At 72.3% G+C, this 23,384-nt stretch carries 20 protein-coding genes; 7 read left to right on the forward strand and 13 right to left on the reverse strand.

Annotated features, from left to right (window positions below; all coding sequences use genetic code 11):
- Positions 1–73: 73 nt before the first annotated feature.
- Both ACZ4TW_RS21210 and ACZ4TW_RS21215 read right to left on the reverse strand, forming a co-directional pair.
- Entirely contained in the window at positions 74–2,827 is a 2,754-nt protein-coding gene (locus tag ACZ4TW_RS21210) for a PQQ-dependent sugar dehydrogenase (RefSeq protein ID WP_465546110.1), read from the reverse strand.
- Between the two features lie 93 nt (positions 2,828–2,920).
- The gene (locus tag ACZ4TW_RS21215) at positions 2,921–4,072 is read right to left on the reverse strand and encodes a sugar phosphate isomerase/epimerase family protein (protein WP_465546111.1); all 1,152 of its coding nucleotides are present in this window, start codon (positions 4,070–4,072) and stop codon (positions 2,921–2,923) included.
- A 289-nt stretch (positions 4,073–4,361) separates the two neighbouring features.
- Here ACZ4TW_RS21215 and ACZ4TW_RS21220 point away from each other — a divergent pair, with 289 nt between their 5' ends.
- Positions 4,362–5,693 (forward strand): MFS transporter, encoded by a 1,332-nt coding sequence (locus tag ACZ4TW_RS21220; RefSeq protein WP_465546113.1) that lies wholly within the window; start codon positions 4,362–4,364, stop codon positions 5,691–5,693.
- A 30-nt stretch (positions 5,694–5,723) separates the two neighbouring features.
- Here ACZ4TW_RS21220 and ACZ4TW_RS21225 read toward each other — a convergent pair whose 3' ends face one another.
- From ACZ4TW_RS21225 to ACZ4TW_RS21240, 4 genes are all read right to left on the reverse strand, one after another.
- The gene (locus ACZ4TW_RS21225; protein WP_465546115.1) at positions 5,724–6,779 is read right to left on the reverse strand and encodes a glycosyltransferase; all 1,056 of its coding nucleotides are present in this window, start codon (positions 6,777–6,779) and stop codon (positions 5,724–5,726) included.
- Entirely contained in the window at positions 6,776–8,914 is a 2,139-nt protein-coding gene (locus tag ACZ4TW_RS21230) for an amylo-alpha-1,6-glucosidase (protein ID WP_465546117.1), read from the reverse strand. Before ACZ4TW_RS21230 ends, ACZ4TW_RS21225 begins: the two co-directional genes overlap by 4 nt.
- Before the next feature lie 170 nt (positions 8,915–9,084).
- Positions 9,085–9,747: an SDR family NAD(P)-dependent oxidoreductase gene (locus tag ACZ4TW_RS21235; protein WP_465546119.1), complete on the reverse strand. Its 663-nt coding sequence runs from the start codon at positions 9,745–9,747 to the stop codon at positions 9,085–9,087.
- Positions 9,748–9,853: 106 nt separating this feature from the next.
- Positions 9,854–11,317, reverse strand: coding sequence for a DUF6421 family protein (locus ACZ4TW_RS21240; protein ID WP_465546120.1), 1,464 nt, complete (start codon positions 11,315–11,317; stop codon positions 9,854–9,856).
- Between the two features lie 346 nt (positions 11,318–11,663).
- Between ACZ4TW_RS21240 and ACZ4TW_RS21245 the strand changes: the two genes are divergently transcribed.
- The 4 genes from ACZ4TW_RS21245 (at position 11,664) to ACZ4TW_RS21260 (ending at position 16,024) form a co-directional block, all read left to right on the forward strand.
- The gene (locus ACZ4TW_RS21245) at positions 11,664–12,173 is read left to right on the forward strand and encodes a hypothetical protein (RefSeq protein WP_465546122.1); all 510 of its coding nucleotides are present in this window, start codon (positions 11,664–11,666) and stop codon (positions 12,171–12,173) included.
- Positions 12,174–12,279: 106 nt separating this feature from the next.
- Positions 12,280–13,836, forward strand: a complete 1,557-nt coding sequence (locus ACZ4TW_RS21250; protein WP_465546124.1) for a polysaccharide deacetylase family protein — start codon at positions 12,280–12,282, stop codon at positions 13,834–13,836.
- Between the two features lie 56 nt (positions 13,837–13,892).
- A complete protein-coding gene (locus ACZ4TW_RS21255) occupies positions 13,893–14,357 on the forward strand; it encodes an LpqB family beta-propeller domain-containing protein (RefSeq protein WP_465546125.1) in 465 nt (154 codons plus the stop codon).
- The gene (locus ACZ4TW_RS21260) at positions 14,354–16,024 is read left to right on the forward strand and encodes a DUF5671 domain-containing protein (protein ID WP_465546127.1); all 1,671 of its coding nucleotides are present in this window, start codon (positions 14,354–14,356) and stop codon (positions 16,022–16,024) included. The genes ACZ4TW_RS21255 and ACZ4TW_RS21260 overlap by 4 nt, the downstream gene beginning before the upstream one ends.
- A gap of 40 nt (positions 16,025–16,064) precedes the next feature.
- Here the strand turns inward: ACZ4TW_RS21260 and ACZ4TW_RS21265 are convergent, their stop codons facing one another.
- Both ACZ4TW_RS21265 and ACZ4TW_RS21270 read right to left on the reverse strand, forming a co-directional pair.
- A complete protein-coding gene (locus ACZ4TW_RS21265; protein WP_465546129.1) occupies positions 16,065–16,535 on the reverse strand; it encodes a GNAT family N-acetyltransferase in 471 nt (156 codons plus the stop codon).
- A 32-nt stretch (positions 16,536–16,567) separates the two neighbouring features.
- Positions 16,568–17,749, reverse strand: coding sequence for an acyltransferase family protein (locus ACZ4TW_RS21270; protein ID WP_465546131.1), 1,182 nt, complete (start codon positions 17,747–17,749; stop codon positions 16,568–16,570).
- Positions 17,750–17,820: 71 nt separating this feature from the next.
- On the opposite strand from ACZ4TW_RS21270, the gene ACZ4TW_RS21275 reads away from it, so the two are divergent.
- Positions 17,821–18,657: an SDR family NAD(P)-dependent oxidoreductase gene (locus ACZ4TW_RS21275; protein ID WP_465546133.1), complete on the forward strand. Its 837-nt coding sequence runs from the start codon at positions 17,821–17,823 to the stop codon at positions 18,655–18,657.
- Positions 18,658–18,682: 25 nt separating this feature from the next.
- Here ACZ4TW_RS21275 and ACZ4TW_RS21280 read toward each other — a convergent pair whose 3' ends face one another.
- From ACZ4TW_RS21280 to ACZ4TW_RS21300, 5 genes are all read right to left on the reverse strand, one after another.
- Positions 18,683–19,177: a hypothetical protein gene (locus ACZ4TW_RS21280; protein WP_465546135.1), complete on the reverse strand. Its 495-nt coding sequence runs from the start codon at positions 19,175–19,177 to the stop codon at positions 18,683–18,685.
- Entirely contained in the window at positions 19,174–20,526 is a 1,353-nt protein-coding gene (locus ACZ4TW_RS21285; protein ID WP_465546137.1) for a serine/threonine-protein kinase, read from the reverse strand. Before ACZ4TW_RS21285 ends, ACZ4TW_RS21280 begins: the two co-directional genes overlap by 4 nt.
- 79 nt (positions 20,527–20,605) lie before the next feature.
- Positions 20,606–21,445 (reverse strand): exodeoxyribonuclease III, encoded by an 840-nt coding sequence (locus tag ACZ4TW_RS21290; protein ID WP_465546139.1) that lies wholly within the window; start codon positions 21,443–21,445, stop codon positions 20,606–20,608.
- Positions 21,446–21,517: 72 nt separating this feature from the next.
- Positions 21,518–22,030, reverse strand: coding sequence for a DUF6328 family protein (locus ACZ4TW_RS21295; RefSeq protein WP_465546141.1), 513 nt, complete (start codon positions 22,028–22,030; stop codon positions 21,518–21,520).
- Between the two features lie 76 nt (positions 22,031–22,106).
- Complete coding sequence (locus tag ACZ4TW_RS21300; RefSeq protein ID WP_465546143.1) at positions 22,107–22,472, reverse strand: hypothetical protein; 366 nt, start codon at positions 22,470–22,472, stop codon at positions 22,107–22,109.
- A 69-nt stretch (positions 22,473–22,541) separates the two neighbouring features.
- Between ACZ4TW_RS21300 and cofE the strand changes: the two genes are divergently transcribed.
- On the forward strand, positions 22,542–23,360 hold the full coding sequence (gene cofE / locus ACZ4TW_RS21305; RefSeq protein WP_465546145.1) for a coenzyme F420-0:L-glutamate ligase: 819 nt from the start codon (positions 22,542–22,544) through the stop codon (positions 23,358–23,360).
- Positions 23,361–23,384 lie beyond the last annotated feature (24 nt).

Here is a 23,384-nt window from a genome sequence, read left to right on the forward strand (position 1 = left end):
CCGGCCGCACCGGCCTGGGTCGCGGCTCCGGGACCGGAGCGCGGAGCGCGTGGCCCCGGAGCCGCGTGTTCTGCTACAGGTTCGCGATCACCGCCTCGGCCGCGCGGATGACCAGCGCCGCAGCGTCGGCATCGGTGCGGATGCGGTTCGGCACCTGCGTGACGATGAACTCGAGACGGGCGGTGGCCGTCGCGGTGTCACCGGCGGCGAGGGCCGCGTCGACCTCTGCGAGCACATCGCCGAAGGACGCCTCGACACCGCGGGTGATGCTGCCGTCGTCCTCGAGTGCGCCGAGCAGCGCGCGGATGTCGCTCACCGACGTCGTGAACTCGAACTGGTCGAGGTCCACACCGCCCGTGGAGGTCACCACGATGCGTCCGGTGCCCTCGGGGATCACGGTCAGCGGAACCGAGATCTCCTGCCACGCGGCGGAGTCGACCTCGAACGAGCCGAGCACGTCGCCGTCGGCGTCGCCCCAGTGCAGCGTGATCTCGCCGTCGCCCTTGGCGCGGAGCTCCACGCCGGTGATGCCGCCGAGCTCCACCGGGTCGTAGGCGATCCACTCGCCCTCGCCGAGGCCGCTCAGGTAGCGGAAGCCCGCTGCCGTCTGGTCGTCGACGACCGTCGTCTCGCCGCTCTTGGCGTCGGAGTGCTCGGCCTGCAGCGCGCGCGGGTTGAGCAGCACGACATCGTCGCCCGCGAGGGCCGGGGCGGTGGCGGTACCCGCGTCGGTGTACGAGGCACCGATCTGGGCGTAGATGTTCTCGGTCTCACCGTGGCCGGCCTCGAGCGACGTCTGGATGGTCGCCGTGCAGCCGGTGCCCGTGAAGATCGGGTGCGTGTGGGTGTTGTCGTGGCCGAGGCCGTAGCTCCACAGCACGCGGCTGCAGTCGATGGTCTCGTCGGGGTCGGTGACCTTCACCTCGAACGCGACCTCGTCGCCCCAGTCGATGAACGAGCCGTCGACCGGCGAGACGATCTCCACGACCGGCGCCGTGTTGCCGACGGTGATCGTGACCGAAGCCAGGCTCACGCGACCGCTGGCATCGGTGACCCGCACCCGGGCCTGGTACTGGCCGTCCTCCTCGTAGGTGTGCGAGGCGACCGCGTCACCCTCGGTGAAGGTGCCCGTGTTCTCGAAGTCCCACGCGAAGCTCAGCGCGAGGTCGTCGGGGTGCGACGAACCGGAGGCGTCGAACTCGACCGCGAGCGGACCGTCGCCCGAGGTGACGGAGGCTTCGACGACCGCCCGCGGACCCTTGGTGCCCACGACGTAGTCGATCCGGTAGAGACCCGCGTCGGGGTTCGGGCGGAAGAAGCCATCACCGTAGTTGAGCACGTACAGCGATCCGTCGGGACCGAACTCCATGTCCATCACGTTGTCCCACGCGCCGAGGGTCGCCCCGCCGAGCGCGGCGTTCGGCAGGAAGTCCTCGATCTTCGTGACGGCGCCGTCGGGGTCGTCCTGCGAGAAGGCGAAGGCGCGGTCCCGCGAGAACTCGCCCATGAACGCCTTGCCGTCCCAGTACGCCGGGAACTTCGTCGGCGACGCGTTCTCCTCGTCGTAGCGGTAGGTCGGGCCGCCCATCGGGGCCTGGCCGCCCGAGCCGAACTCGGGCCACGGCTGGTGCGTGGGCTGGTCGCCGTACCAGAGCTGAGGAGCGGTGGCCGACGGCAGCTGCTGGAGGCCCGTGTTGTACGGCGACGGGTTCACGAGCGTGCCGTTGCAGTCGTACCATCCGCGCACGGTGAGCGTCTCGTAGTCCCAGTTGCTGTAGTTGGCGTTGGGACCGTGGCAGAACGGCCAGCCGCCGTTGATCGGCACGGTCGTGCTCTGCCACTCGACGTAGCCCATCGGGCCGCGGTCGACGTTCGCAGTGCCCGCGTCGGGACCGTAGTCGCCCCACGTGACCGCCCCGGTCGCCGGGTCGAAGTCGATGCGGAACGGGTTGCGGAGGCCCATCGCGAAGATCTCCGGCCGTGCGCCGGCCGTGCCGGGCGCGAAGAGGTTGCCCGCCGGGATCGTGTACGAGCCGTCCTCCTGCACGTCGATCCGGAGGATCTTGCCGCGCAGGTCGTTCGAGTTGCCGGCGCCGCGACGAGCGTCGAACCCGGGGTTGAATCCCGCGCGGTCGTTCATCGGCGCATAGCCGCTCGCGCCGGGCGCGCTGGCCGGGGTGTTGTCACCCGTGGCGAGCAGCACGTTGCCGTCGTTGTCGAAGGCGACGTCGCCCGCGACGTGGCAGCACTGTCCGCGCTGGACCTCGACCTTGATGATCTTCTGCTCGGTCGCGAGGTCGAGCGAGCTCGTCGCCGCGTTCCACTTGAAGCGGCTGAGCTGGTTGTAGCCCTTCCACTGCTCCCAGTACGAGGCATCGGCGCCGGCGGGCAGCGTGTTCGGGGCCGATCCGGTGGGCGTGGTGGAGGGGTACGGCGCGTCCATCACGCGGGGCGCGTAGTACAGGTAGACCCAGCCGTTCTGCTCGAAGTCGGGGTCGAGGGTGATCGTCTGCAGGCCGTCCTCGGAGTTGGCGTAGACGTCGATCGTGTTGACGACGGAGGTCGTGCCCTGGGAGGGATCGGTGAGGCGGACCTGGCCGCCGCGCGTGGTGTGCAGCACGCGCGAGTCGGGCAGGACGGCCATGTCGATCGGCTCGGCGACATCCCTCGTGAGGGTGACGCGCTCGTAGTTCGCCCACGTGGTGGCCGAGACCAGGTCCCCGTGGTCCTGCCCGTCATGGGCGGCGGCGGGCCCCGCGACCGCGGCCGAGACCGCGACGGCGGCCCCGATCACGAGCGCCGCGAGGCGTGAACGTGCGATGTGCATGGATGTGCTCCAGTCAATGAGGAGGAGGTTCGGCGGGATCCATGTGGTGCCGGGCCGCGCGGGGTAAGGCACCGCGCGGCCCGGAGTATCGCGTCAGCCGCGCAGGGCGGCCAGGTTGGCGTACGACGACGCCGCGTTCTGCAGCGACAGCGCAGGCGTCGCGGGCGCCGGCACGGTGGCCGCGTTGTCCTGCTCGTACATCGCGTTGTGGTAGCCCTTGGCGCCGATCCGCTGGAAGAACGTCGTGTAGTCGATGTCTCCCTGACCGAACGGGACGATGGAGTATCCGGCGGCGCTGGTGTTCTTGGCGCCGTCCTTCGCGTGGAACAGCGGGAACCGAGTGGTCTGCTCGGCCACGAGGCCGGCCGGGTCGAACCAGTCCTCTACCACCGTGCCGTCGGGCGCGGTGTAGCTCTGGAACCGGTGCTGGGCCACGTGCGCCCAGTAGACGTCCATCTCGAGGTACACGTAGTTCGGGTCGGTGTTCTGCAGGAACCACTCGAGGCGGCGGAGACCGCTCGAACGGGTCGGGCGGCCGAGCGCGTCGAGCGGGCCGCTGTCGAGCAGGAAGCTGTACGCCGCGTCGTGGTTGTGCGTGTACAGCTTGAGCCCGTGCGACGCCGCGCGCTCGCCCAGGATGTTCCAGCGGTCGGCCGCCGCCTGCCAGTCGGCGAGGTACGAGCTGCTCGTCGGGTCGTTGCCGGTGCCGATGTGGCCGAAGCCGAGGATGTTCGCGATCTCGCACGCCTGGTCGAACGCGAGCAGCGTGGCATCCGTGATCGTGCCGGGGATCGTGCCGTGGTTGCCCTCGGCCTCGAGCCCGTTGTCGTCGAGCCACGTGCGCAGCAGCTGCGCGCCGGCGACGTTGTTCACGTTGCCGCCCTCGGCGTTCGCGTGCTGGTTGTAGCCGGCGAACTCGATCTGCTTGTAGCCGATGCGCGCCAGTTCCTGGAGGACCTCCTTGAAGCCCGAGGGCAGGTCGGTGGTGTTCGGGTCGCGGCTGATGGCGTCGCGAACCGTGTAGAGGATGATGCCCCGCTTGCCGGGCGGGACGAGCACGCCGTTGCCGCCTCCGGCCGCGGCCGCCGCGGGTGCGGCGTGCGCGTGCGTGTGGCCGCCCGCGAGGCCGACCGCCGCGGCGGCGGCCATGCCCGTGGTGGCCGCCAGCAGCTGCCGGCGAGTCAGGCCGAGGCTGCGCCCGAGGACCCGGGCGTCGTGCTCAGCCTGTTCCGTCAGTTCATCCATGATGCTCCCTTGCACTGAACCGTTTTCCGTAGGGACGGCGCGAGGGGAATGACCTGAGTGCCACTCTTCGCGCCGTTGCTCGTGAGTTGGCGTCCACGAACTTTTTCGGAGGCTACGGCATTTGTTCGGCTGAGGTCAAGCAAAAGCATTCGTGATATGCGCGACTTTTCACATTCCACGACAAAAGCCTCGAAGTGCAGTGGGAAACGTACGTGCGATCGGATGCGTCCTTGGGCCAACCTCGTTCGAGGGGCATGATGGAACCCATGACTCGTCCGGGGGGCCGCGAATGACCGCTCCCGGGCGGGCTCCGACCGACGGGACCGCCGCGCGACGGGTGCAGGGCACGTACTACACGCTCATGCTCGGCAACACGCTCGCGGCGTCGTTCATCTGGGGCATCAACACGCTGTTCCTCCTCGACGCGGGGTTGTCGAACCTCGAGGCGTTCGCCGCGAACGCCTTCTTCAGCCTCGGGATGTTCGTGTTCGAGATCCCCACCGGCGTGGTCGCCGACACCCTCGGTCGACGCATGTCCTACCTGCTCGGAACCCTCACCCTCGCCGTCACGACGGCGATGTACTGGCTGCTCTGGGTCTGGCAGTCCCCGTTCTGGGCGTGGGCGATCGTGTCGGTCCTGCTCGGGCTCGGCTTCACGTTCTTCTCCGGTGCGGTCGACGCCTGGCTGGTCGACGCGCTGCACGCCACGGACTACACGGGCAGCCTCGAGGCGGTGTTCGGCCGAGCCGTCATCGTCGGCAACGTGGCCATGCTCAGCGGCTCCGTCCTCGGCGGCATCATCGCGCAGCTCACGAACCTCGGCGTCCCGTTCCTCGTGCGGGCCGGCATCCTCGTCGTCATGTTCGTGGTCGCCGCACTCCTGATGCGCGACCTCGGCTTCACGCCCGAGCGCGGCGCCGGCCCCCTGGCCGCCACGAGGAACGTCCTGCGCGCATCGGTGCGCTACGGCCTCGGCAACCGGCCCGTCCGCTGGCTCATGCTCACCACGCCGTTCACCACGGGGGTCGGCTTCTACGCGTTCTACGCGCTCCAGCCGTACCTGCTCGAGCTGTGGGGCGACGAAGGCGCCTACTCGATCGGGGGCCTCGCGGCGGCACTGCTCTCGGGTGCCGGCATCGTCGGCGGCATCCTCGCCCCGTACGTCCGTCGCCGCTTCCGCAAGCGCACGTCGGTCATCCTGCTGGCAGCCGCGTCGAGCTCGCTCGTGCTCGTGGCGCTCGCGTTCACGGCGAACTTCTGGGTCGCGGTCCTCCTCATCGCCGTGTGGGGTGTCGCCTCGTCCATCGACGATCCGGTGCACCGCGCGTATCTGAATGACATGATCCCCTCGAAGCAGCGCGCCACCGTGCTCTCGTTCGACTCCCTCCTCGGCAGTGCGGGCGGCGCGGTGGTCCAGCCGGTGCTGGGCCGGTCGGCCGACCTCGGCGGATACGGCTGGTCGATGCTCTGGAGCGGCGTGATCCAGGCGCTCGCGATCCCGTTCGTGCTCCTCAGCCGTGCCGAGGGCGACCCGGCCGACACCGCGCGCGAGGTCACCCCGAGTGGGCAGCCGGGCGACGAGCCGGCCGCGGATGTCGCGGTGCCGCCGCCCGCGGAATGACCGGCGGCATCGCGACCGCGCGAGCGCGGCTCACGCCGCGGGCAGTGCCGCTCCCGTCGGCCCGGACCCGCGCCGCTCACGCAGGACGTCGCGGAAGAGCGCGACGTAGTCCTCCGCCATCCGCCGGTCGGTGAACCGCTCCTCTGCGGCGGCGCGGCACGCGGCGCGCTCCAGTGCTCCCGCCTGCGACAGGGCGGACGCGAGGTCGTCGCGGCTCGATCGCACGAACCCTGTGCGGCCCTCCTCCACGATCTCCCGGACCGAGCCGCGCGGCGTGGCGATGACCGGCGTCCCGGCCGCGAGCGCCTCGATCATGACGAGCCCGAACGGCTCGTCCCACTGGATCGGGTTCAGCAGTGCCAGCGAGTTGCCCATCAACTCGTACTTCTCCTCGGCCGACAGCTCGCCGAGGTACTCGGCGTTCGATCCGAGCAGCGGGCGCACGGCCTCGTCGAAGTACTCCTGCTCGGCCGGCTCCTGCATCTTCGCCGCGATCCGGAGCGGTATCCCGGCGGCGGACGCCGCCTCGATCGCCTCCGGGATGCCCTTCGTCGGACTCATCCGGCCGACGAAGCACGCGGCGTCGCCGCCGGGCCCCACCGGGATGGGGTCGACTCCGATGCCGTGGTGGATGACCCGGGCGATCGGCACCGGGCCGGCGAGGGACGCCTGGTTCTCGGAGATCGCGACGTACGAGACATCCGGCGACCCGGCGAGGTACAGCTCCTGCTCGAGCGGGATCAGCGGGCCGTGGGCGACGGTGACGACCGGCACACGCGTCGCGAAGCGAGCGAGGATCGGGCCGGCGAGCGTGTTGTCGAGGATCACGTCGACGTCGTCCAGCGCCGCGAACGCGCGGAGCAGGTGCTGCAACTCGTGCGACGTGACGCCCATCTTGGCCGGGTCGGACGGCTCGAACCCCGGGAGTCGCGGCACCGGGCAGGTGCTGTCGGAGGATGCCGCGAGCACGACGTCGTGGCCGAGGTCCTGCAGGGCGCACGCGAGCGTGTCGATGAACGACTCGATGCCGCCGTATGCGCTCGGCGGAATAGGAATCCACGGCGGGGCGATGATGCCGATTCTCATGGGGTCTCCCTTCGGGTGGGAACGGTCGCGAGGGGGCTCGGTTCGTGGTGCAGCGTGATCCCGCGCGGAAGGCCCATCACCGACGTGCCGTTGCGCGAGGTGTCCATCGAGATGCGCTTGCCGGCGAACGGCACGTTGCGGAGGTGGATGTCGCCGAAGTCCGCGACGGAGGTGGGCGCGACCCACACCTCGCCGGTGGGCAGCGACGGGTCGAAGCGCAGCGTGGTGCGCAGCAGGGACAACGGCGTTGCCGCGGCCCAGGCCTGGGGCGAGCAGGACGCCGGGTAGGAGACGGGCTCGGCGTACCCGTCGCGGTCGAAGCCGCAGAAGAGCTCGGGGAGTCGCCCGCCGTAGTGCTTCGCGGCCTCGAACAGGCCCGAGACGATCCGGTTCGCCTCCTCGACGAAGCCGTAGCGCATGAGCCCCGCGGCGATGATCGCGTTGTCGTGCGGCCACACCGAGCCGTTGTGGTAGCTCGCCGGGTTGTAGGCGCCCATGTCGGAGGCGAGGGTCCGAACGCCCCAGCCGGTGTACATCTCGGGCGAGAGCAGGCGCTCGGCGACCGACGCGGCCTTGTCGTCGTCGACGATCCCGCTCCAGAGGCAGTGGCCCATGTTCGACGCGCAGGCGTCGACCGGGCGCTTGTCGCGGTCGAGCGCCACCGCGTAGTATCCGCGGTCGGGCAGCCAGAACCGCTCGTTGAACTCGCGCTTCAGCGTGGCGGCCCGGTCGGCCCAGCGGTCGGCGCCGTCGTGGTCGCCGCGGAGCCGGGCGAGCATGCCGCGCGCGATGAATGCCGCGTAGACGTAGCCCTGCACCTCGCAGAGGGCGATCGGCGCCTGCGCGAGACTGCCGTCGGCGAAGTTGATGCCGTCCCAGGAATCCTTCCATCCCTGGTTGACGAGCCCGTGCTCGTTGAGGCGTTCGTACTCCACGAACCCGTCGCCGTCGCGGTCGCCGTACCGGTCGACCCACTCGATGGCGCGGTCGGCGGCCGCCAGGAGGTCGTCCGCCTCGTCGGGGAGCGCACCCCACCGGGCGAGCTCGCCGAGCACGACGACGTACAGCGGCGTGGCGTCCGCCGTGCCGTAGTACACCGAGCCGCCGCCGAGCGCGAGGTTGGTCTGCGCGCCCAGCCGCACCTCGTGCAGGATCCTGCCGGGCTGCTCCTCAGACGAGGGGACCTCGCGCTTGCCCTGCAGTCCGGCGAGCGTCTGCAGCGTGCCGAGCGCGAGCGTCGGGTCGAGCGGGAGCGCCATCCACGAGGTCAGCAGCGAGTCGCGGCCGAAGAGGGCCATGAACCAGGGCACGCCCGCGGCGATGACCGGCCTGGCGGGATTGGCGGGGTCGAAGATGCGCAGCGAACCGAGGTCGCGCTGGCTCTGGCGGATGACTCGCTCCATCGCGTCGTCGGCCAGCGACGAGGTGGGCGAGGCCGATTGCCACGCGAGGAATCGCCGGGTGGGTTCGCCGGCGGAGCCCGCCTCCGCGTCCGGTCCGAGGTCGACGCTCGCGCTGCCGCCCTCGGGTGCGACGACGATGCGTCGCGTCCACGTCTCGCGGGCGTCGAGGACGACATCGAACCGGATCCGCGACCCGGAGAACTCGGCCCCCTCGGCCGTCACCACGAGGTCCGGGTGCTCGCCGACCGTCGACGCGATGCGCGAGCGGTCGGGCCCCGCCACCCGCATGTCGGCCGGGTGGCGGGCGGCGCGCCCCTCCTTGACCTCGAAGATGTCGGCGAAGTCGGCTTCGAGCACCACCTCGACGCGCACGACCATCGACTCGCGCGAGAAGCTGCGCAGCGTGATCTGCTCGCGCAGGCCCGCGCCGATGCGTCGGTCGCGCTCGACGATCAGCGGCGTGTCGGCCCGTCCCGGGATGTGCCCGGCCCGGCCGACCATCACCACGCGGTCGGGGTGCGGCATCATCGACGACAGCGGCTCGACGGGCGTGCCGTCGACGAGGAGCGTCAGCCGCGAGACCACCCTGGTGTCCCTGTGGAACGCGCCGTGGGGCAGGTCGGGCTCCATGTCGCCGTTCTGCCCCGACACGCAGAACGACGTGCCCTCGACGATCGTCAGGGCACCCGGCCCTGCCGTGTGCGCGAGCGTGTCCGTGTTCCAACCGGTCATGTCACCGCCTCCGAGCCGGAGCGGGCCCACCCGCCCGTGCGACGGGGCGCAACCGCATCCGGCGTCGCCTTCACGCTAGGCGCGGCGATGGCCGCCGGGCAGGCCCTTGACCATGCCGAGGCGACCTGTTAACCCGGCCTCGCTCGCCGGATGCGCGCGAGCGGGCCCGATCAGCCCTCGAGCGTCGTGACGTGGCCGTTGAGGGCGGATGCCGCGGCATCCGTCGACCAGAGATCCACGACCTCGTCGGCCAGGCGCGATTCCAGCCCGGCGAGCGACTTCACGCGGAACGTCACGGCCGCACCCGGCGCGCCGGCCTTGGCGAACCCGTCGGCGAGCGAGCGCATCCACGACTCGCTGGCCGCCTTGACGGCAGTGTAGTTGGCGCCCCCGGCGGTCGGCTTCTCGACCGTCGTCGACGACACGATCGCGATCCGCCCGGCGTCGGAGGCCACGAGATCGTCCCAGAACACGCGGCTCACGTGCCGCAGCGCGGTGAACGAGCGCTCCAGCAGCCGGTAGTCCTCCTCGGTCTGACCGGGGATGCCGCCGCCGCCGCGCCATCCGCCCACCAGGTGCACGACACCGTCGACGTCGCCGACCTTCGCGTGCACGCGCATGGCCAGCTCGAGCACGTCGTCGCCGTCGGTGAGGTCGGCGCGCTCGCCGACCACCCCGGGGATCTCGATCTCGAGCTCGTCGAGGCGGCCCTGGTGGCTGCCCACGACGACCACGCTCGCGCCCGCATCGACCAGCGCGCGCGCGACCACGCGGCCCGAGGCGCTGGTGGCGCCGGCGACGACGACGACGCGGCCGTCGAGTGCGCTGCTCATCCGGGAATCCTCTCATGACGCGAGTCACCCCGGGCGGCGGGGCGGATGCCTCGGGTATCCGCCGTCCCGGGGTGACTCGGCTTCGGGTGGTGCGGTGCGGTGCGCGTCAGGCGTCGCCGGCGGTGATGCCGACCGTCGACTCGATGACCGGCTTCATCTTCTTGTCGAGCGCCTCGTAGAACATCGACAGCGGGAACTCGTCGTCCATCACCAGGTCGGTGTAGCCCTTGGGCGGGCCGGCGAGCACGTCGCGCGGCAGGCCCTCGGCCCAGACCGAGGCCGGGTTCGGCGTGAGCACCCCGCGGACCAGCTCGTATGCGGCGAGCCAATGCGCGGTCTTCGGCCGGTCGATCGACTTCCAGTACAGCTCGTCGATCGCGTCGCCGAGCTCGACCACGGCGTCGGGGACCGCCGCCCAGTCGAAGCTCAGCGAGACGTCGGTCCACTCGAGGACGTGCTTCTGGTGCAGCCAGGCGAACAGGAGCTGCCCGCCGAGGCCGTCGTAGTTCCGTACGCGCGTGCCGGTGATGGCGAAACGGAAGATCCGGTCGAAGATCACCGCGTACTGCACGAGCTTCGCGTGCTCGAGCAGCTGCGTGTCGACGGAGTCGAGCGCCTCGCCCTCGTCGACCCGCTTGCGAAGGCCGCGCTCGATCTTCACCGACTCGCGGAACGCGGTGAGGTCGCAGCGCAACTCCTCCAGCGAGTAGAGGAAGTACGGCATCCGCTGCTTGATCATGAACGGGTCGAAGGGCAGGTCGCCGCGCATGTGGGTGCGGTCGTGGATGATGTCCCACATCACGAACGTGCGCTCGGCCAGCTCCTGATCCTCCAGCAGCGACGCCGCATCTTCAGGCAGTTCGAGCTTCGTGATCTCGGAGGCCGCGCGCACCACCCGGCGGTACCGGGCGGCCTCGCGGTCCTGGAAGATCGCGCCCCACGTGAACGGCGGGATCTCGCGCATCGCGACGGTCTCGGGGAACAGCACGGCCGAGTTGGTGTCGTAGCCCGGAGTGAAGTCGACGAGGCGCAGGCTCACGAAGAGCGTGTTGCCGTAGTCGCCGGCCTCGAGGTGCGCGATGAACTCGGGCCAGATCGTCTCGACGACGAGCGCCTCGACATGCCGGTCGGACGAGCCGTTCTGCGTGTACATCGGGAAGACCACCAGGTGGCGGATGCCGTCGACGCGGTGCAGCTGCGGCTGGAACTCGACGAGCGAGTCGAGGAAGTCGGGCACGCCGAGCCCCTCGGACTGCCAGCGGCGGAAGTCGGCCTGCAGCGCCTCGAGGTACGCGGCCTCGTGCGGGAAGCGCGGCGCGAGGACGGCGACCGACTCGACGATCGCGTCGACGAGCGACGACGCAGCGGCCCGGTCGGCCTCCTCGGGGACCGAGCCGTCCTTGACCTGGAGCGTCTGCAGCGCCGTGGCGGACTCCTTGAGGCGGAGCCAGGCCGGGTCGGTCTCGACGCCGTCGGCGAGCGCGATGAGCTCGGCCGTGATCGCGATGCCGGTCTCGTCCTCGAGAACCTCGGGTTCGCCGACGATCGTCGTCATGGTGGTCTGTGACATCGGAACCTCCGTTCTCTGGCTCGGCGCCGTTGCGGCGACGGATGGCGCGACGGGATCTTCGCGCGATTCAAGGCTACGTGCGCGACCTCCGCGATTGATTGCGGGCCGACGCAGGATTCGTGCGTCGGCGCAATGATCCGCGCTCGCAAGCTGCGAACACCACGATCGGTTGACCCGGCCTCAGGGAGCCCGCGCGCCATCCGGAGCGGCATCCGCCCATTGCCACTGAGGAAGCCTCAGGATTTCCGGGCCCGATGTCAGGTGAGCACCCGGATGGCGCGGCAGCCCGTCCTCCGTACGTTCGCCTCAACCCGAAAGCCACCAGAGGCAAGGAAGGAACCGAACCATGAACACCAAGCCTGCGGCACCAGTGATCTTCACCGTGTCGCTCGTGGTTCTCATCAGCGGCGGTGCAGGCACGGCCGCGTGGGGCGGACCGGTCCGAGACGATCGTGCCGCCACCGTCGTGGGCCTCGCCCGCGGCGAGGTCGTCGTCCGCGACTACCTGTCGCCCAGCAAGGGCCCCGACCCGATCCGGGCCGCGGTCGAGTCCGGCCCCCGGGCCTCGTCCTTCAGCGCGGACGCGCTCCGTGAGCTGCACTCCCAGGCCGTCGCGCCGCAGTCCGTTCCGGGCTTCAGCGCCGACGCGCTCCGCGAGCTGCACTCGCAGCCGGTCGCGACCCGCTCCGATCGCGCCTTCAGCGCGGAGGCCCGACGCGAGCTGCACTCGCAGCGGACGCCCGCCGCGTCCGCCCAGGCGGGCTTCAGCGCCGACGCCATCCGGGAGATGAAGGCCGGTGCGCCGCAGCAGGGCACCGTCGACGACGTCCTCTCGCCCCTCGGCGGAGACAGGTGAGCGCACGACCTCCCCGATCCGACGGCGGGCGCGGCGATCCGACAGGAGCCGCGCCCGCTCGGCGCGCACGCACCCGACGGTCAGCCGGAGTGGTTAACGTGTCGGCATGCGATGGGCGCGGGGAGGGCGCCGACGGACGCGATGGCTCGCGCCCGTCGTGCTCGCGGCCGCGTTCGCGCTGGGCGCGTGCACCTCGCCCGGCGGCGCGGCGACCGGGAGCAGCCCGGACGTGCCATCCGCCCCGCCGACCGCCACGCCCGACCCGCCGCCCGCCGCGGCGCCCCTGCCCGGACCGCGGATCGTGCCCGGTCCGCCCCGGCTCGCGCCCGATCGGACGGGCGGGCTCGTCGCCCGGGTCGCGGCGATGCGCACCGACGCCTTCGCGGCCGCCGCCCGATGGGCGACACCGCCCGGAGCCACCGAGCTCGGCAACGCGCTCACGGCCCGCGTCGAGACGGTGCTCCGCTCCTACGCGGGCGAACGCGGCGCCACCTGGACTCCGGGCGCGGACCTCGTCGCCGGGGGCGCACGCGAGGCGTGCTGGGGCGGTTCGATGACCGGGACGGTGCCGGACCGCCTCGCCATCGACTGCGCAGTGGTCGTCGCCTCCGGCACGTTCGTCGGCGAACGGCTCGTCGTCACGCGCAGCGGCCCCGCGGCGGCCTCGGTCGTCACGCGCGAGGTCTGGTACTCGGATGGCGCGGGCGCGCCCTTCGACGGCGCCGCGCTCTACCGCGCGGGCGGCGAGCATCGCGTCCTGGCGCTCGTGACCGAGGCGCTCCGCGGCGCCGGGCGGATCGCACCGGCCGACGAACCGTACGCCGCGCTCGACGCCGCGGGGGCCCGCGCGGCGCTCGCCGACTCGGCGGTCACGCCCGGCGGCGTGGTCGTGACCCTGCCCGTGCCGTCGGCGTCGGGGGAGCGGCTGACGTCCGTCCACGTTCCGGCGCGGCTCCTCGACCCGTTCCTGTCGGACGCCGGCAGGTCGGCGATCGCTGCGGCCGCCTCGGGTGCGCCGTACGCACCGCCGCCGCAACCGGTCGGCGCCGACCCGGTCGACTGCACGCTGGTCGCGTGCGTCTCGATCACGTTCGACGACGGCCCGTCGTCGCTGACGTCGGGACTGCTCGACGTGCTCGATCGCGAGCGGACCCCGGCAACGTTCTTCGTCCAGGGCAGCGCGGTGGAGTCGCGTCCGGAGGTCGCGGCGCGGATCGTCGCATCCGGCCACGAGATCGGCAACCACACGTGGCGGCACCCGAACCTGACGAAGCTGCCCGACGAGGAGGTCCGCAGCGAGGTCGAGCGCACCCAGACGGCGATCGCGGCGGCGACCGGCGAGGTCGCGGCGAGCCTGCGGCCGCCCTACGGCGCGTCCGACCAGCGCGTTCGCGACCTGCTCGGCCTGCCGGTCGTCGTGTGGGACGTGGACACGCTCGACTGGCAGGACCCCGGCCCCGGCGTGGTCGCCGAGCGCGCGGTCGTGCGCAGCTCGCGGGGCAGCATCGTGCTCATGCACGACACGCACGAGCAGACCATCCAGGCGGTGCCCGCCGTGGTCGACGGACTGCGGGCGCGGGGCTTCGCGCTCGCGACCGTCGAGGAGCAGCTCGGCGGGGCACTGCCGGGCGCCGGCGCCGTCGTGAGCCACGGACCCCGCTGACGGGGCGTGACCTGGTCCGTGCGCCGCGGGGCCGTCTCCGGCCATGATTGGCGGACATGGACCCCACTCCGGCCAAGGCCGACCGCACGCTGTTCGTGATCCTCGGCGTGATCGCGGCCCTCGTGATCATCGCCCTCGTCGTCGTGCTGACGCGCGGCGAGCCCGAACCGCTCGACGAGTCCACGCCCGAGGGCGTCGTGCAGCGCTACGCGGCCGCGGTCATCGACGGCGACGAGGAAGCCGCGAGGGCGTACCTCGTGCCCGAGGTCGCCGACGACTGCGTGCGCATCGAGGCGAGGCCGGCCGGCAGCATTCGCGTGACGCTCATCGACACGGAGGAGCGGGAGGATTCCGCGGACGTCGACGTGCGCATCGTCACGACCTACGGCGGCGGCATGCTCGGCACCGACGAGTACGAGGAGGAGGGCGTGTTCGACCTCGTGCGCGACGGCGACGGATGGCTCATCGAACGGGCTCCGTGGCCGCTCACCATCTGCGATCCGACGGGGGCGACCCGATGACCGGCTCGACCGCACGGCAGCCGGCGGCCGGTCCCGCCGACCCGCAGCCTGCGCCCGGCGGCTCCGCGCAGCGCACGGTGCGCCGCCTGATCGTGTACACGCTGCTCGCGGTGCTGGTGACGATCGCGGCGGTGGGCGTCGCGGGACTCCTGGAGCGCCTCCTCGACCTCGCCGAGCCGCTCGCGTTCGGCGGCACGACCGACCTCGCCCTCGCGCTCGCGTTCACCTTCATCGGCGGTCCGCTCGCGGCGGTCCTGTGGTGGTCGGTGTGGCGTCGCCTCGCCGACGACACCGAGCGGACCTCGCTCGCGTGGGGGCTGTACCTCGCGGTCGTGTACCCGGTCTCGCTCATCGTGGCGACCTCGGCGCTCCTCGGCGCCACCGGGTCGCTCATCGGGAGGCGCTGGCCGGCCGCCGAGGTCGCGACGGCGCTGACCTGGGCGCTGGTGTGGGCCTGGCACCGGTGGATGCTGCGCCATCCGCGCAAGGGCCCCGTCCGGCTCGCGACCGTGCCGGCCGTGGTCGCCTCCGTGTACGGGCTGGTGCTCGGCATCAGCGGCGCCGTCGCGGCGCTCGGGTCCCTGCTCGATGCCGCCATCCGCGGCACGGTCGCGGTCGCGATCGCCGGAGGCCCGTGGTGGCGGCTGCCCCTCGAGGCGACGGTCTCGGTGCTCCTCGGAGGGGCGATCTGGGCCTGGCACTGGTTCCGCGACGGCACGCGGCAGCTCGTCACGGCGCTCGCCGACGTGGCACTCGTCGTGGTCGGCGTGCTCGCGACCGCCGCCGTCATGCTGGGCGGCATCGGAACGCCCCTGTTCACGGGGCTCCGACTGCTCTTCGATCCGGCGGAGCCGGCGATCGCCGTGCTCGAACCGCTCGGCACCGCGATCGCGGCCGCCGCCGTCGGGGCGCTCGCCTGGGTGTACCACCGGCGGATCGCGCTCGAGCGCTCGGAACGCACGCGCCGTGCCGCGCGCCTCGTCATGTCCGGGCTGGGCCTCGTCGCGGCGGCGTCGGGCATCGGCGTCGTGCTCAACGCCGCGCTCGCCGCGCTGGCCGACCCGCTCGCGTCATCCGGCACCCGCACGCTGCTGCTCGGCGGCCTCAGCGCGCTCCTCGTCGGCGGGCCCGTGTGGTGGCTGAGCTGGCGGCCGACGCGACGGGTCCAGCCGGCCGAGACGGCCGACACCGGGCGCCGGGTCTACCTCGTGGTGGTGTTCGGCATCAGCGCGGTCGTCGCGCTCGTCGCGCTGCTGGTGGTCGGCTACCGCCTCTTCGAGTTCGCGCTCGATCCGGCCACGAGCGAGAGCCTCGTCGATCGCATCCGCGCGCCGCTCGGACTGCTGGTTGCGACGGCCCTCGTGTTCGCGTACCACTTCGCGGTGTGGCGGCGCGACCGGGCGGTCATCGCCGAGCACGGGCTCGTGCCGGGGCGCCGCATCGGTCGCGTCGTGCTCGTCGCGGCGGGTGACGCCGACGCGCTCGAACGCGCGGTCGCGCAGTCCACCGGGGCCTCGGTGACGGTGTGGCACCGTGCCCTGGCCGAGGCGGGCGAGGCGCCGGATGTCGCGGCCCTCGTGGCCGCCCTCGACGGCGTGACCGCACGACGCGTGCTCGTGCTCGCCGGCCCGGGCGATCGGGTCGAGGTCGTGCCCCTCGCCGACTGAGGCGGCGCGGCCGGTCGCGGTCGGCGCGCCGCGAGCGTCGTCAGAGCCGCTTGGCCATGTGGACCGACGCGGTGCGGTAGCCGAGCGCCTCGTAGAGGGCGATGGCGCCCTCGTTGTAGGAGAACACGTTGAGCATGAGCGACGTCGCGCCGTGCTCGCGCGCGATCTCCTCGGCGGCGATCATCGCGCGGCGGGCGACGCCGCGCCGGCGATACCCGTGATGCACCATCAGGTCCCACACCCACCACAGCGATCCGCCGTCGTCCCACGGGCCGAGCCAGAGCCATCCGGCATCCTCGCCGTCGAGGCGGATGGTGTGGAGTAGCTGGCCCGCCACGATCCGCCCGTCGGGGAAGAAGCGCTCCTCCGAGGCCCGCCGGCCGGCGGCGGCCTGCTCGGGGGAGTCGCCGGCCTCGATACGCGCCTGCTCGTAGTGGGCCATGGCGACGGGCAGCCACTCGGCGACCTGCGCGTCGCTCTTGAGCACGAGTTCCACGCGATCGGCGATCATCGCACCATCGTGGCATCCGGCGGGCGACGTGGCTAGATGATCCTCGCGAGCCACCGCACCCGGCTGACGAGGAGCCAGGCGAGCGCGAACGACCCCGCCACCCCGCCCGCCGCGACGAGGATCGCCTTCGCCTCGGCCGGGAGCGGGATCGGCCGCAGCGCCACCGCGAGCCCGATCAGCACGAAGCCCTGCAGGAGGAACGCGCCGTAGGCGCTCCGGCCGAGCACCGCGCCGCCGCGGATCGGCCGGGCGAGGTGCCGCTGCGCAGCGCCCAGCAGCCACACCGACCCGAACACCATGAGCGCGCTCTCCACGACCGCGAGGAGCAGCGCCGGCCAGCCCCATCCGCCGAACATCAGGTCGGTCCAGCCGCCGCTGAGGGCGAGGAACAGCAGCACCGCCGCGGCCAGGCCGGCGACGATGGTGATCATGAGGCTGCCGCGCACCAGGGGCGCGGGCACCTCCCGCAGCCACCCGCGCGCCGACGCGGCGATACCGAGGCCGAACAGCGCGAGGCATCCCGCCCACTCCCAGAAGTTGAGGTCGGCATACCACTCGCTGCCGAACGGGAACACGAGCCGCACCAGGAAGGTCGCGCCGGCGGTCGCCACGGCCAGCGCCGCCAGGTGCGAGAGCCGGATGTCGCGGGGCGACCGATGGTCGTCGTTTCCGGCTCGCGCCTCGGTCCGCCGCCCGCGCAGCCAGGCGACGCCCGCATAGCCCAGCGAGAAGACCAGGAGCACGCCCAGGAACCACAGGTGCGCCGTGTCGATGTAGCCCTCGTCGCTCAGGTACTCCTCCATGAACGACCCCGGCGCGGCGCCGAACGGCCGGTACAGCGCGTACATGAGCGCGGGCCAGATCACGAAGGTGAAGAGCGCGAAGGGCACGCCGAGTCGCAGGAGCCGATCGACGACGAAGCGCCGCGCCCCCTTCCGCCGGAACGACGGCGGAGTGAGCAGTCCGGCCACCAGGAACAGCAGCGCGATCATGAAGAGCCCGAACGGCACGACCAGCACGGCGAGCACGATCTCGGTGACGGGGTGGAGGGCGGTCTCCTGCACGTCGGCGTACGACCACCACTGGTCCGATCCGACGTAGCCGAGCACGCCGTGGATCGCGATGATCGCGCCGATGAGGATCACCTTGAGGTTGTCGAGGTACGTCGCGCGGTCGGAGGCCCACCCGGTGCGCGCGGGAGTCGGCGCCACCATGCCACGCACGGTAGGCCGAGGGCCAGGGGACCGGAAGGGGCGAACGGCCTGCGGGTTGCGAGAATGTCGCAATGGCGAGAACCGCGCGAGGCGCGCACATCCTGATCACCGGCGCGGCCGGCGGCATGGGCCGCCTGTTCGCGGAACGCGCGATCATCGAGGGGGCGGCGTCCGTCGTGCTGTGGGATCGCGACGCGGCGGCGCTCGCGCGCGCCGCCGACGAGCTCGGCGGCCTCGCCCTCGGACGCACGCACGTGCGCTCGTACCGGGTCGACGTCTCCGAGCTCGGCGCGATCGCGAAGGCCGCCCACAGCCTGCGGCGCGAGCTCGGCGACCCCGATGTGCTGGTCAACAACGCCGGCATCGTGCGCGGCAACCGCTACTTCTGGGAGAACCACGCGGGCGACGACGTGCGGCCCACGATGCTCGTCAACGCGCTCGCGCCGATGTACGTCGCGCGCGAGTTCCTGCCCGCGATGATCGCGTCGGGTCGCCCGTCGCGCATCGCGAACATCGGCAGCGCGGCGGGAACCCTCGCGAATCCGCGCATGGCCGTCTACGCGGCATCCAAGGCCGCCCTGAACGGATGGAGCGACTCGCTGCGGCTCGAGCTGCAGCAGGCCGGGCACGCGCACGTGAAGGTCACCACGGTCACGCCCTCGTACATCTCGACCGGGATGTTCCACGGCGCGCGCGGACCCCTGCTCGCACCGATCCTCGAGCCCGAGGTCGTCGTCGACCGCGTGTGGCGGGCGATGCTCGCGGGTCGGCCGCTCGTGGAGCTGCCCGCGACCGTGCGGCTGTCGCGTGCGCTGCGCGCCCTGCTGCCGACCCGCGTGTTCGATCGCGTCGTCGGCGACGGCTTCGGCGTGTACCGCTCGATGGAGCAGTTCCGCGGACGCGGCTGATCCGCCGGGGCGGTCGCCGCCCGGGTCAGTCCTTGCCCTTGCCCTTGCCCTTGTCCTCGCCCTTGCCGGTCTTCCCGCTGTCGTCGCCGTTGCCGGGCCCGGAGGAGTCCTCCTCGTCGGCGTCGTCACCGCCGTCGTCGACCACGGCCCCGTCGTCGGCTCCGTCGTCGACCGTCTCGGTCGGCGCGGGCTCGGGCGGGGTCGCCGCGGCGATCGCGGCGTCGAGGTCGGCGCGCACGAGCGTCATCGCCTCGCGGATCCGGTCCTCGCGGTCGCCGCTGAGCGTGCCGTCGGCCGCGGCCGCATCGATCTCGGCCTGCAGGGCGTCGAGCGCGGCGAGCGCGGCCCCGTAGTCGCCGGCCGCCGACGACTCGGCGATGGCGACGACCTGCGAGCGGTACGCCTGCGACTGCTCCGCCGCGATCTCGGGCTCGGGCGCGCACCCGGTGAGGCCTCCGGCCACGCCCAGTGCGAGGGTCACGGATGCCGCGGCGATCGCGCGGCGGAATCGGCTCGTCATGGCGTCACCGCCTCCTCCAGCTGTTCCAGGTGCACGCCGAGGTCGCCGGGCACGCTCGGCAGCGTCGGGGTCGGCGTGGACGCGGGTTCCTCGGCGCCGCCGAACGCGCCCGCGAGGCTCGGGATGAGCACGGCGCCGGCGAGCACGGCGAGGACCGCCGCGACGGCGATCACCGCCCACCGCGGGACGCGGCCGCCCGGCGCGCCACCGGACGGCTCGTCGGCCGCGCGCCCGCGGTCCTCCGGAAGCCCGACGTCGGTGAGCACGCGCGTGGCGGCCGTGGCATCGTCGTCGTCACCGACGGGCCCGGGCTGCGCCACGGGGGCCGCCGTGGAGTCGGCGGCCGGGGCGCCGGCGGAACCGGCCGGCGCGGCGGTGATGATGCGCGTATCGCCCTCGGCGGCCGGCGGGTGCGTGAGTTGCGTGGGCTGCCCCGCGCCGCTCGGGCCGAGCGGGGAGCCGCCGGCGCCCGCCGCCGTGGTCGTCGCCGAGGCGTGGAGCGACTGCGCGGCCAGCGCCACGTCGAGTGCGGTCGGCCGGCGGCCCGGGTCGCGCGTGGTCATCGCCGTGAGCAGCTCGGCCCAGTCGGACCCGAACGCGGTCGGCACGACCGGGTCGCGGACGAGTCGTGCGCTCGCCGACTCGAGCGCCGGGCCGGGGAAGGGCTGCTCGCCCGTCAGCGCCTCGAGCATGAGCAGCCCGAGCGAGTAGACGTCGGCGGAGCTGCCCACCGGTTCGCCGCGCACCTGTTCGGGGCTGAGATAGCCCGGGGTGCCGATGATCCGGCCCGTCGCGGTCAGGCGCGACTCGTCGAGGAGCCGCGCGATGCCGAAGTCGGCGAGCTTGGCGTTCCAACGTCGCGTGGGCAGGTGCGCGGGCGCGAGCAGCACGTTCGCCGGCTTGACGTCGCGGTGGACGATGCCGCGCGAATGGATGACGTGCAGGCCCTCCGAGAGGTCGGCGAGCATGCGCGTCGCGTCGGCCGGCGCGATCGGTCCTGCCGTGAGGATCTCGCGCAGGTCACGACCGTCGACGAGCTCCATGACGAGGAACTCGCGGTTGGTCTCGGGATCCTTCGCCGCGTCGAACAGCGTCACCAGTGCGGGGTGCGTGAGGCTCGCGAGCAGGGCCGTCTCCGACCGCCTGCGGTCGGCGTCGTCGATGCCCTCGGTCGACGACGTGAAGACCTTCACGGCGACGCGCCGGCCCAGCGCCAGGTCGTCGGCGCGGTACACCGCGGCCATGCCGCCGCGGCCGATGAGGCCGTCGATGCGGTACCGGCCGTCGAGTGTCGCGCCGACCAGCGGGTCGACCGCGGCCGCCGGGACCTGCTCGGTGGGTGACTCCATCAGACGAAGGGTAGCCGCTTCGTCTGAACGTGCGCCCGGGGGTTGCATTCCGAGCGGAGGGCGCCCGGCGGCGCTCGGCTCAGCCGAAGATCATCGGCAGGTCGTCGTCGTCGCGGCTCAGCTCGAGGTCGACGAGGACGGGCACGTGATCGCTCGGGGCATCCCCCTTGCGCTCGTTGCGATGGATCGTGGCGGCCGTGACGGCCTCGGCGAACGGGGCCGAACCCAGGATGAAGTCGATGCGGAGCCCCTGGTTGCGCACGAACTTCAGCTGCTTGTAGTCCCAGTAGGTGTACCCCGTGGGCACGAGGGGGCGCACGACGTCGGTCACGCCCGCATCCTCCAGCGTGAAGAACGCCTGCCGCTCGGGCGGCGACACGTGCGTGGTGAGTCCCTCGACCACGGCGGGGTCGCCGTTGTCCTCGTCGAGCGGCGCGATGTTGAAGTCGCCCATGAGCGCGAACGGCACCTCGGGATGCGCGGTCGTCTCGGCGCGCGTGTGCTCGGCGAGCGCCGCGAGCCAGTCGAGCTTGTACGTGTAGTGGGGGTCGCGGAGCGAGCGCCCGTTCGGCACGTAGAGGCTCCAGATCCGCACGCCGTCGACCGTCGCCCCCATCGCGCGCGCCTCCTTCGGAAGGTCGGGACCCTCCCGACCCTTGAGGAACCCGGGCATTCCGGGGAACTCGGTCACGACGTCGGCGATCGGCGAGCGGCTCGCGATCGCGACGCCGTTCCACTGGTTCCACCCGTGGATCGCGACCTCGTATCCGGCCGACTCGAAGGCCTCGTGCGGGAACTGCTCGGCGGTGCACTTGATCTCCTGCATCGCGACCACGTCGACGTCTTCGCGCACCAGGAAGTCGACGACGCGGCCGAAGCGCGTGCGGATCGAGTTGACGTTCCAGGTGGCGATGCGCATGGAGTCAAGCCTAGGGTCGGCCGCCGACCCGACCGCGCCCGGCGGGCTCGACCTCCGGCCCCGCACTCGGATTCAGTCGCGCGGCTCCCGCTTGCCGATGCGCGGCACGACCAGCCAGAGCAGCAGCAGGAGCACGAGCGAGAAGGCCCCGGCGGTGTAGCCGGCCTCGGGGCTCACCGTCACGTCGAAGATGAGCATCGCGACGCCCGCGGCGACGAGCGAGACGACCACGAGCAGGGCGAGCAGCAGCCCGTTCGCGATCCGGACGACACGCTCCTTCTGCTTCTGCCCGCTGAGCTGGCGGTGCAGGATCACGGGGGCCAGGCCCAGCATCGTCGAGAGCGTCGCGAGGACCACGAGGACCAGGTAGAGCGTGACCTCGCGCTGCTCCAGCTCCGCGAACTTCGGCTGGAACGCCACGGCCAGCAGGAAGCCCGTGATGAGCTGCGTGCCCGTCATCACGACGCGGAGCTCCTGCAGGATGTCGTTCCACTTGCGGTCGAGACGTTCGCCCGGGGTCTCGTCACGGTACTCGTCGGGGTTGCCGTCGTCGGACAGCGTCTCTCGTGCTGGGTCGTACGCCATGCCGGGATGCTACCGCCGCGCCATCCGGCACTGCAGGCCCTTGTGCCCGACCCGGCGTTGGTGCAGCGCGGCCGGCTCAGGCGTTCGGCTGCACGCCGCTCGTCGTGATCGCCGCGCCGAGGGCGAAGGCGCCGACCATCAGCAGCATCCCCGCGATCGGGATCCAGAACGCGATGCGCTTGAGCACGAGCACGACGACGGCGCCGATCAGCGCGAGCACGCCGACGCCGATCGGCAGGATCATCGCCACGAGCATGCCCGTCGCGATGCGGTCGGTGTCGCAGGTCGACGACGCGCCGCACGAGTCACTCGCGAAGGCGAGGAAGAACGAGAAGAAGAACAGCACGAAGCCGAGGGCGGCCATCAGCAGGAGCAGCACGATCGTGACGACCAGGTCCCACACGATCACCGGGCGTCTCGCCGGCATGACGGACTCGCTCATCGACCCTCCCCCGGGACGGCGCACGCGCGCCTTCCCGCAGTCTGTCAGCGCGCGTGCCGTGCTGCCAAGATGTTCCCGAGGGGTGCGATCGGAGGGTGCAGCGTGAGGTATAGCGTCGAGGGCGTCGAGGGCCTGCCCGAGATCGCCGCGGGCGCCGACCTCGCGGCGATCATCGAGGCCGCGCTCCCCGAGCCGCTCCACGACGGCGACATCCTCGTCGTCACGTCGAAGATCGTCTCCAAGGCCGAGGGACGGCTCGTGCGCGCCGACGACCGCGAGCAGGCGATCAGCGACGAGACCGTCCGCGTCGTCGCGACGCGCGACAACCCCGGCGGCGTGCCCACGCGCATCGTCGAGAACCGGCTGGGCATCATCGGTGCGGCCGCCGGCGTCGACGCCTCCAACGCGCCCGAGGGAACGGTGCTGCTGCTTCCGCTCGACCCGGATGCCTCCGCGCGGGCGATCGCGACCGGCATCCGCTCGCTCACCGGCGCGCAGGTCGGCGTGCTCGTATCCGACACGCTGGGCCGGCCGTGGCGCGAGGGGCAGACCGACATCGCGATCGGCGCGGCCGGCGTGCGCGTGTTCGACGACCTCAGGGGGCAGGCCGACGCCTCGGGCAAGCCGCTCGCCGTGACCATGCCGTGCGTGGCCGACGAGCTCGCGGGCGCCGCCGAACTCGTCAAGGGAAAGGCCGCGGGCGTGCCCGTCGCGATCGTGCGCGGACTCGGGCATCTCGTGGGCGACCTCGACCTGCCGGGCGCGCGCTCGATCGTGCGTCCCGCCGACCGCGACATGTTCCGCCAGGGCGCCGACGAGGCGTACGACGACGGGTACCGCGCCGGGTTCGACGAGGCGCAGTCCGAGGGCGTGCTGCGCGACGCCTGAGCGCCGGGGCCGCGGGTGCGCGGC

The organism is Agromyces sp. NPDC029043, from assembly GCF_055564615.1.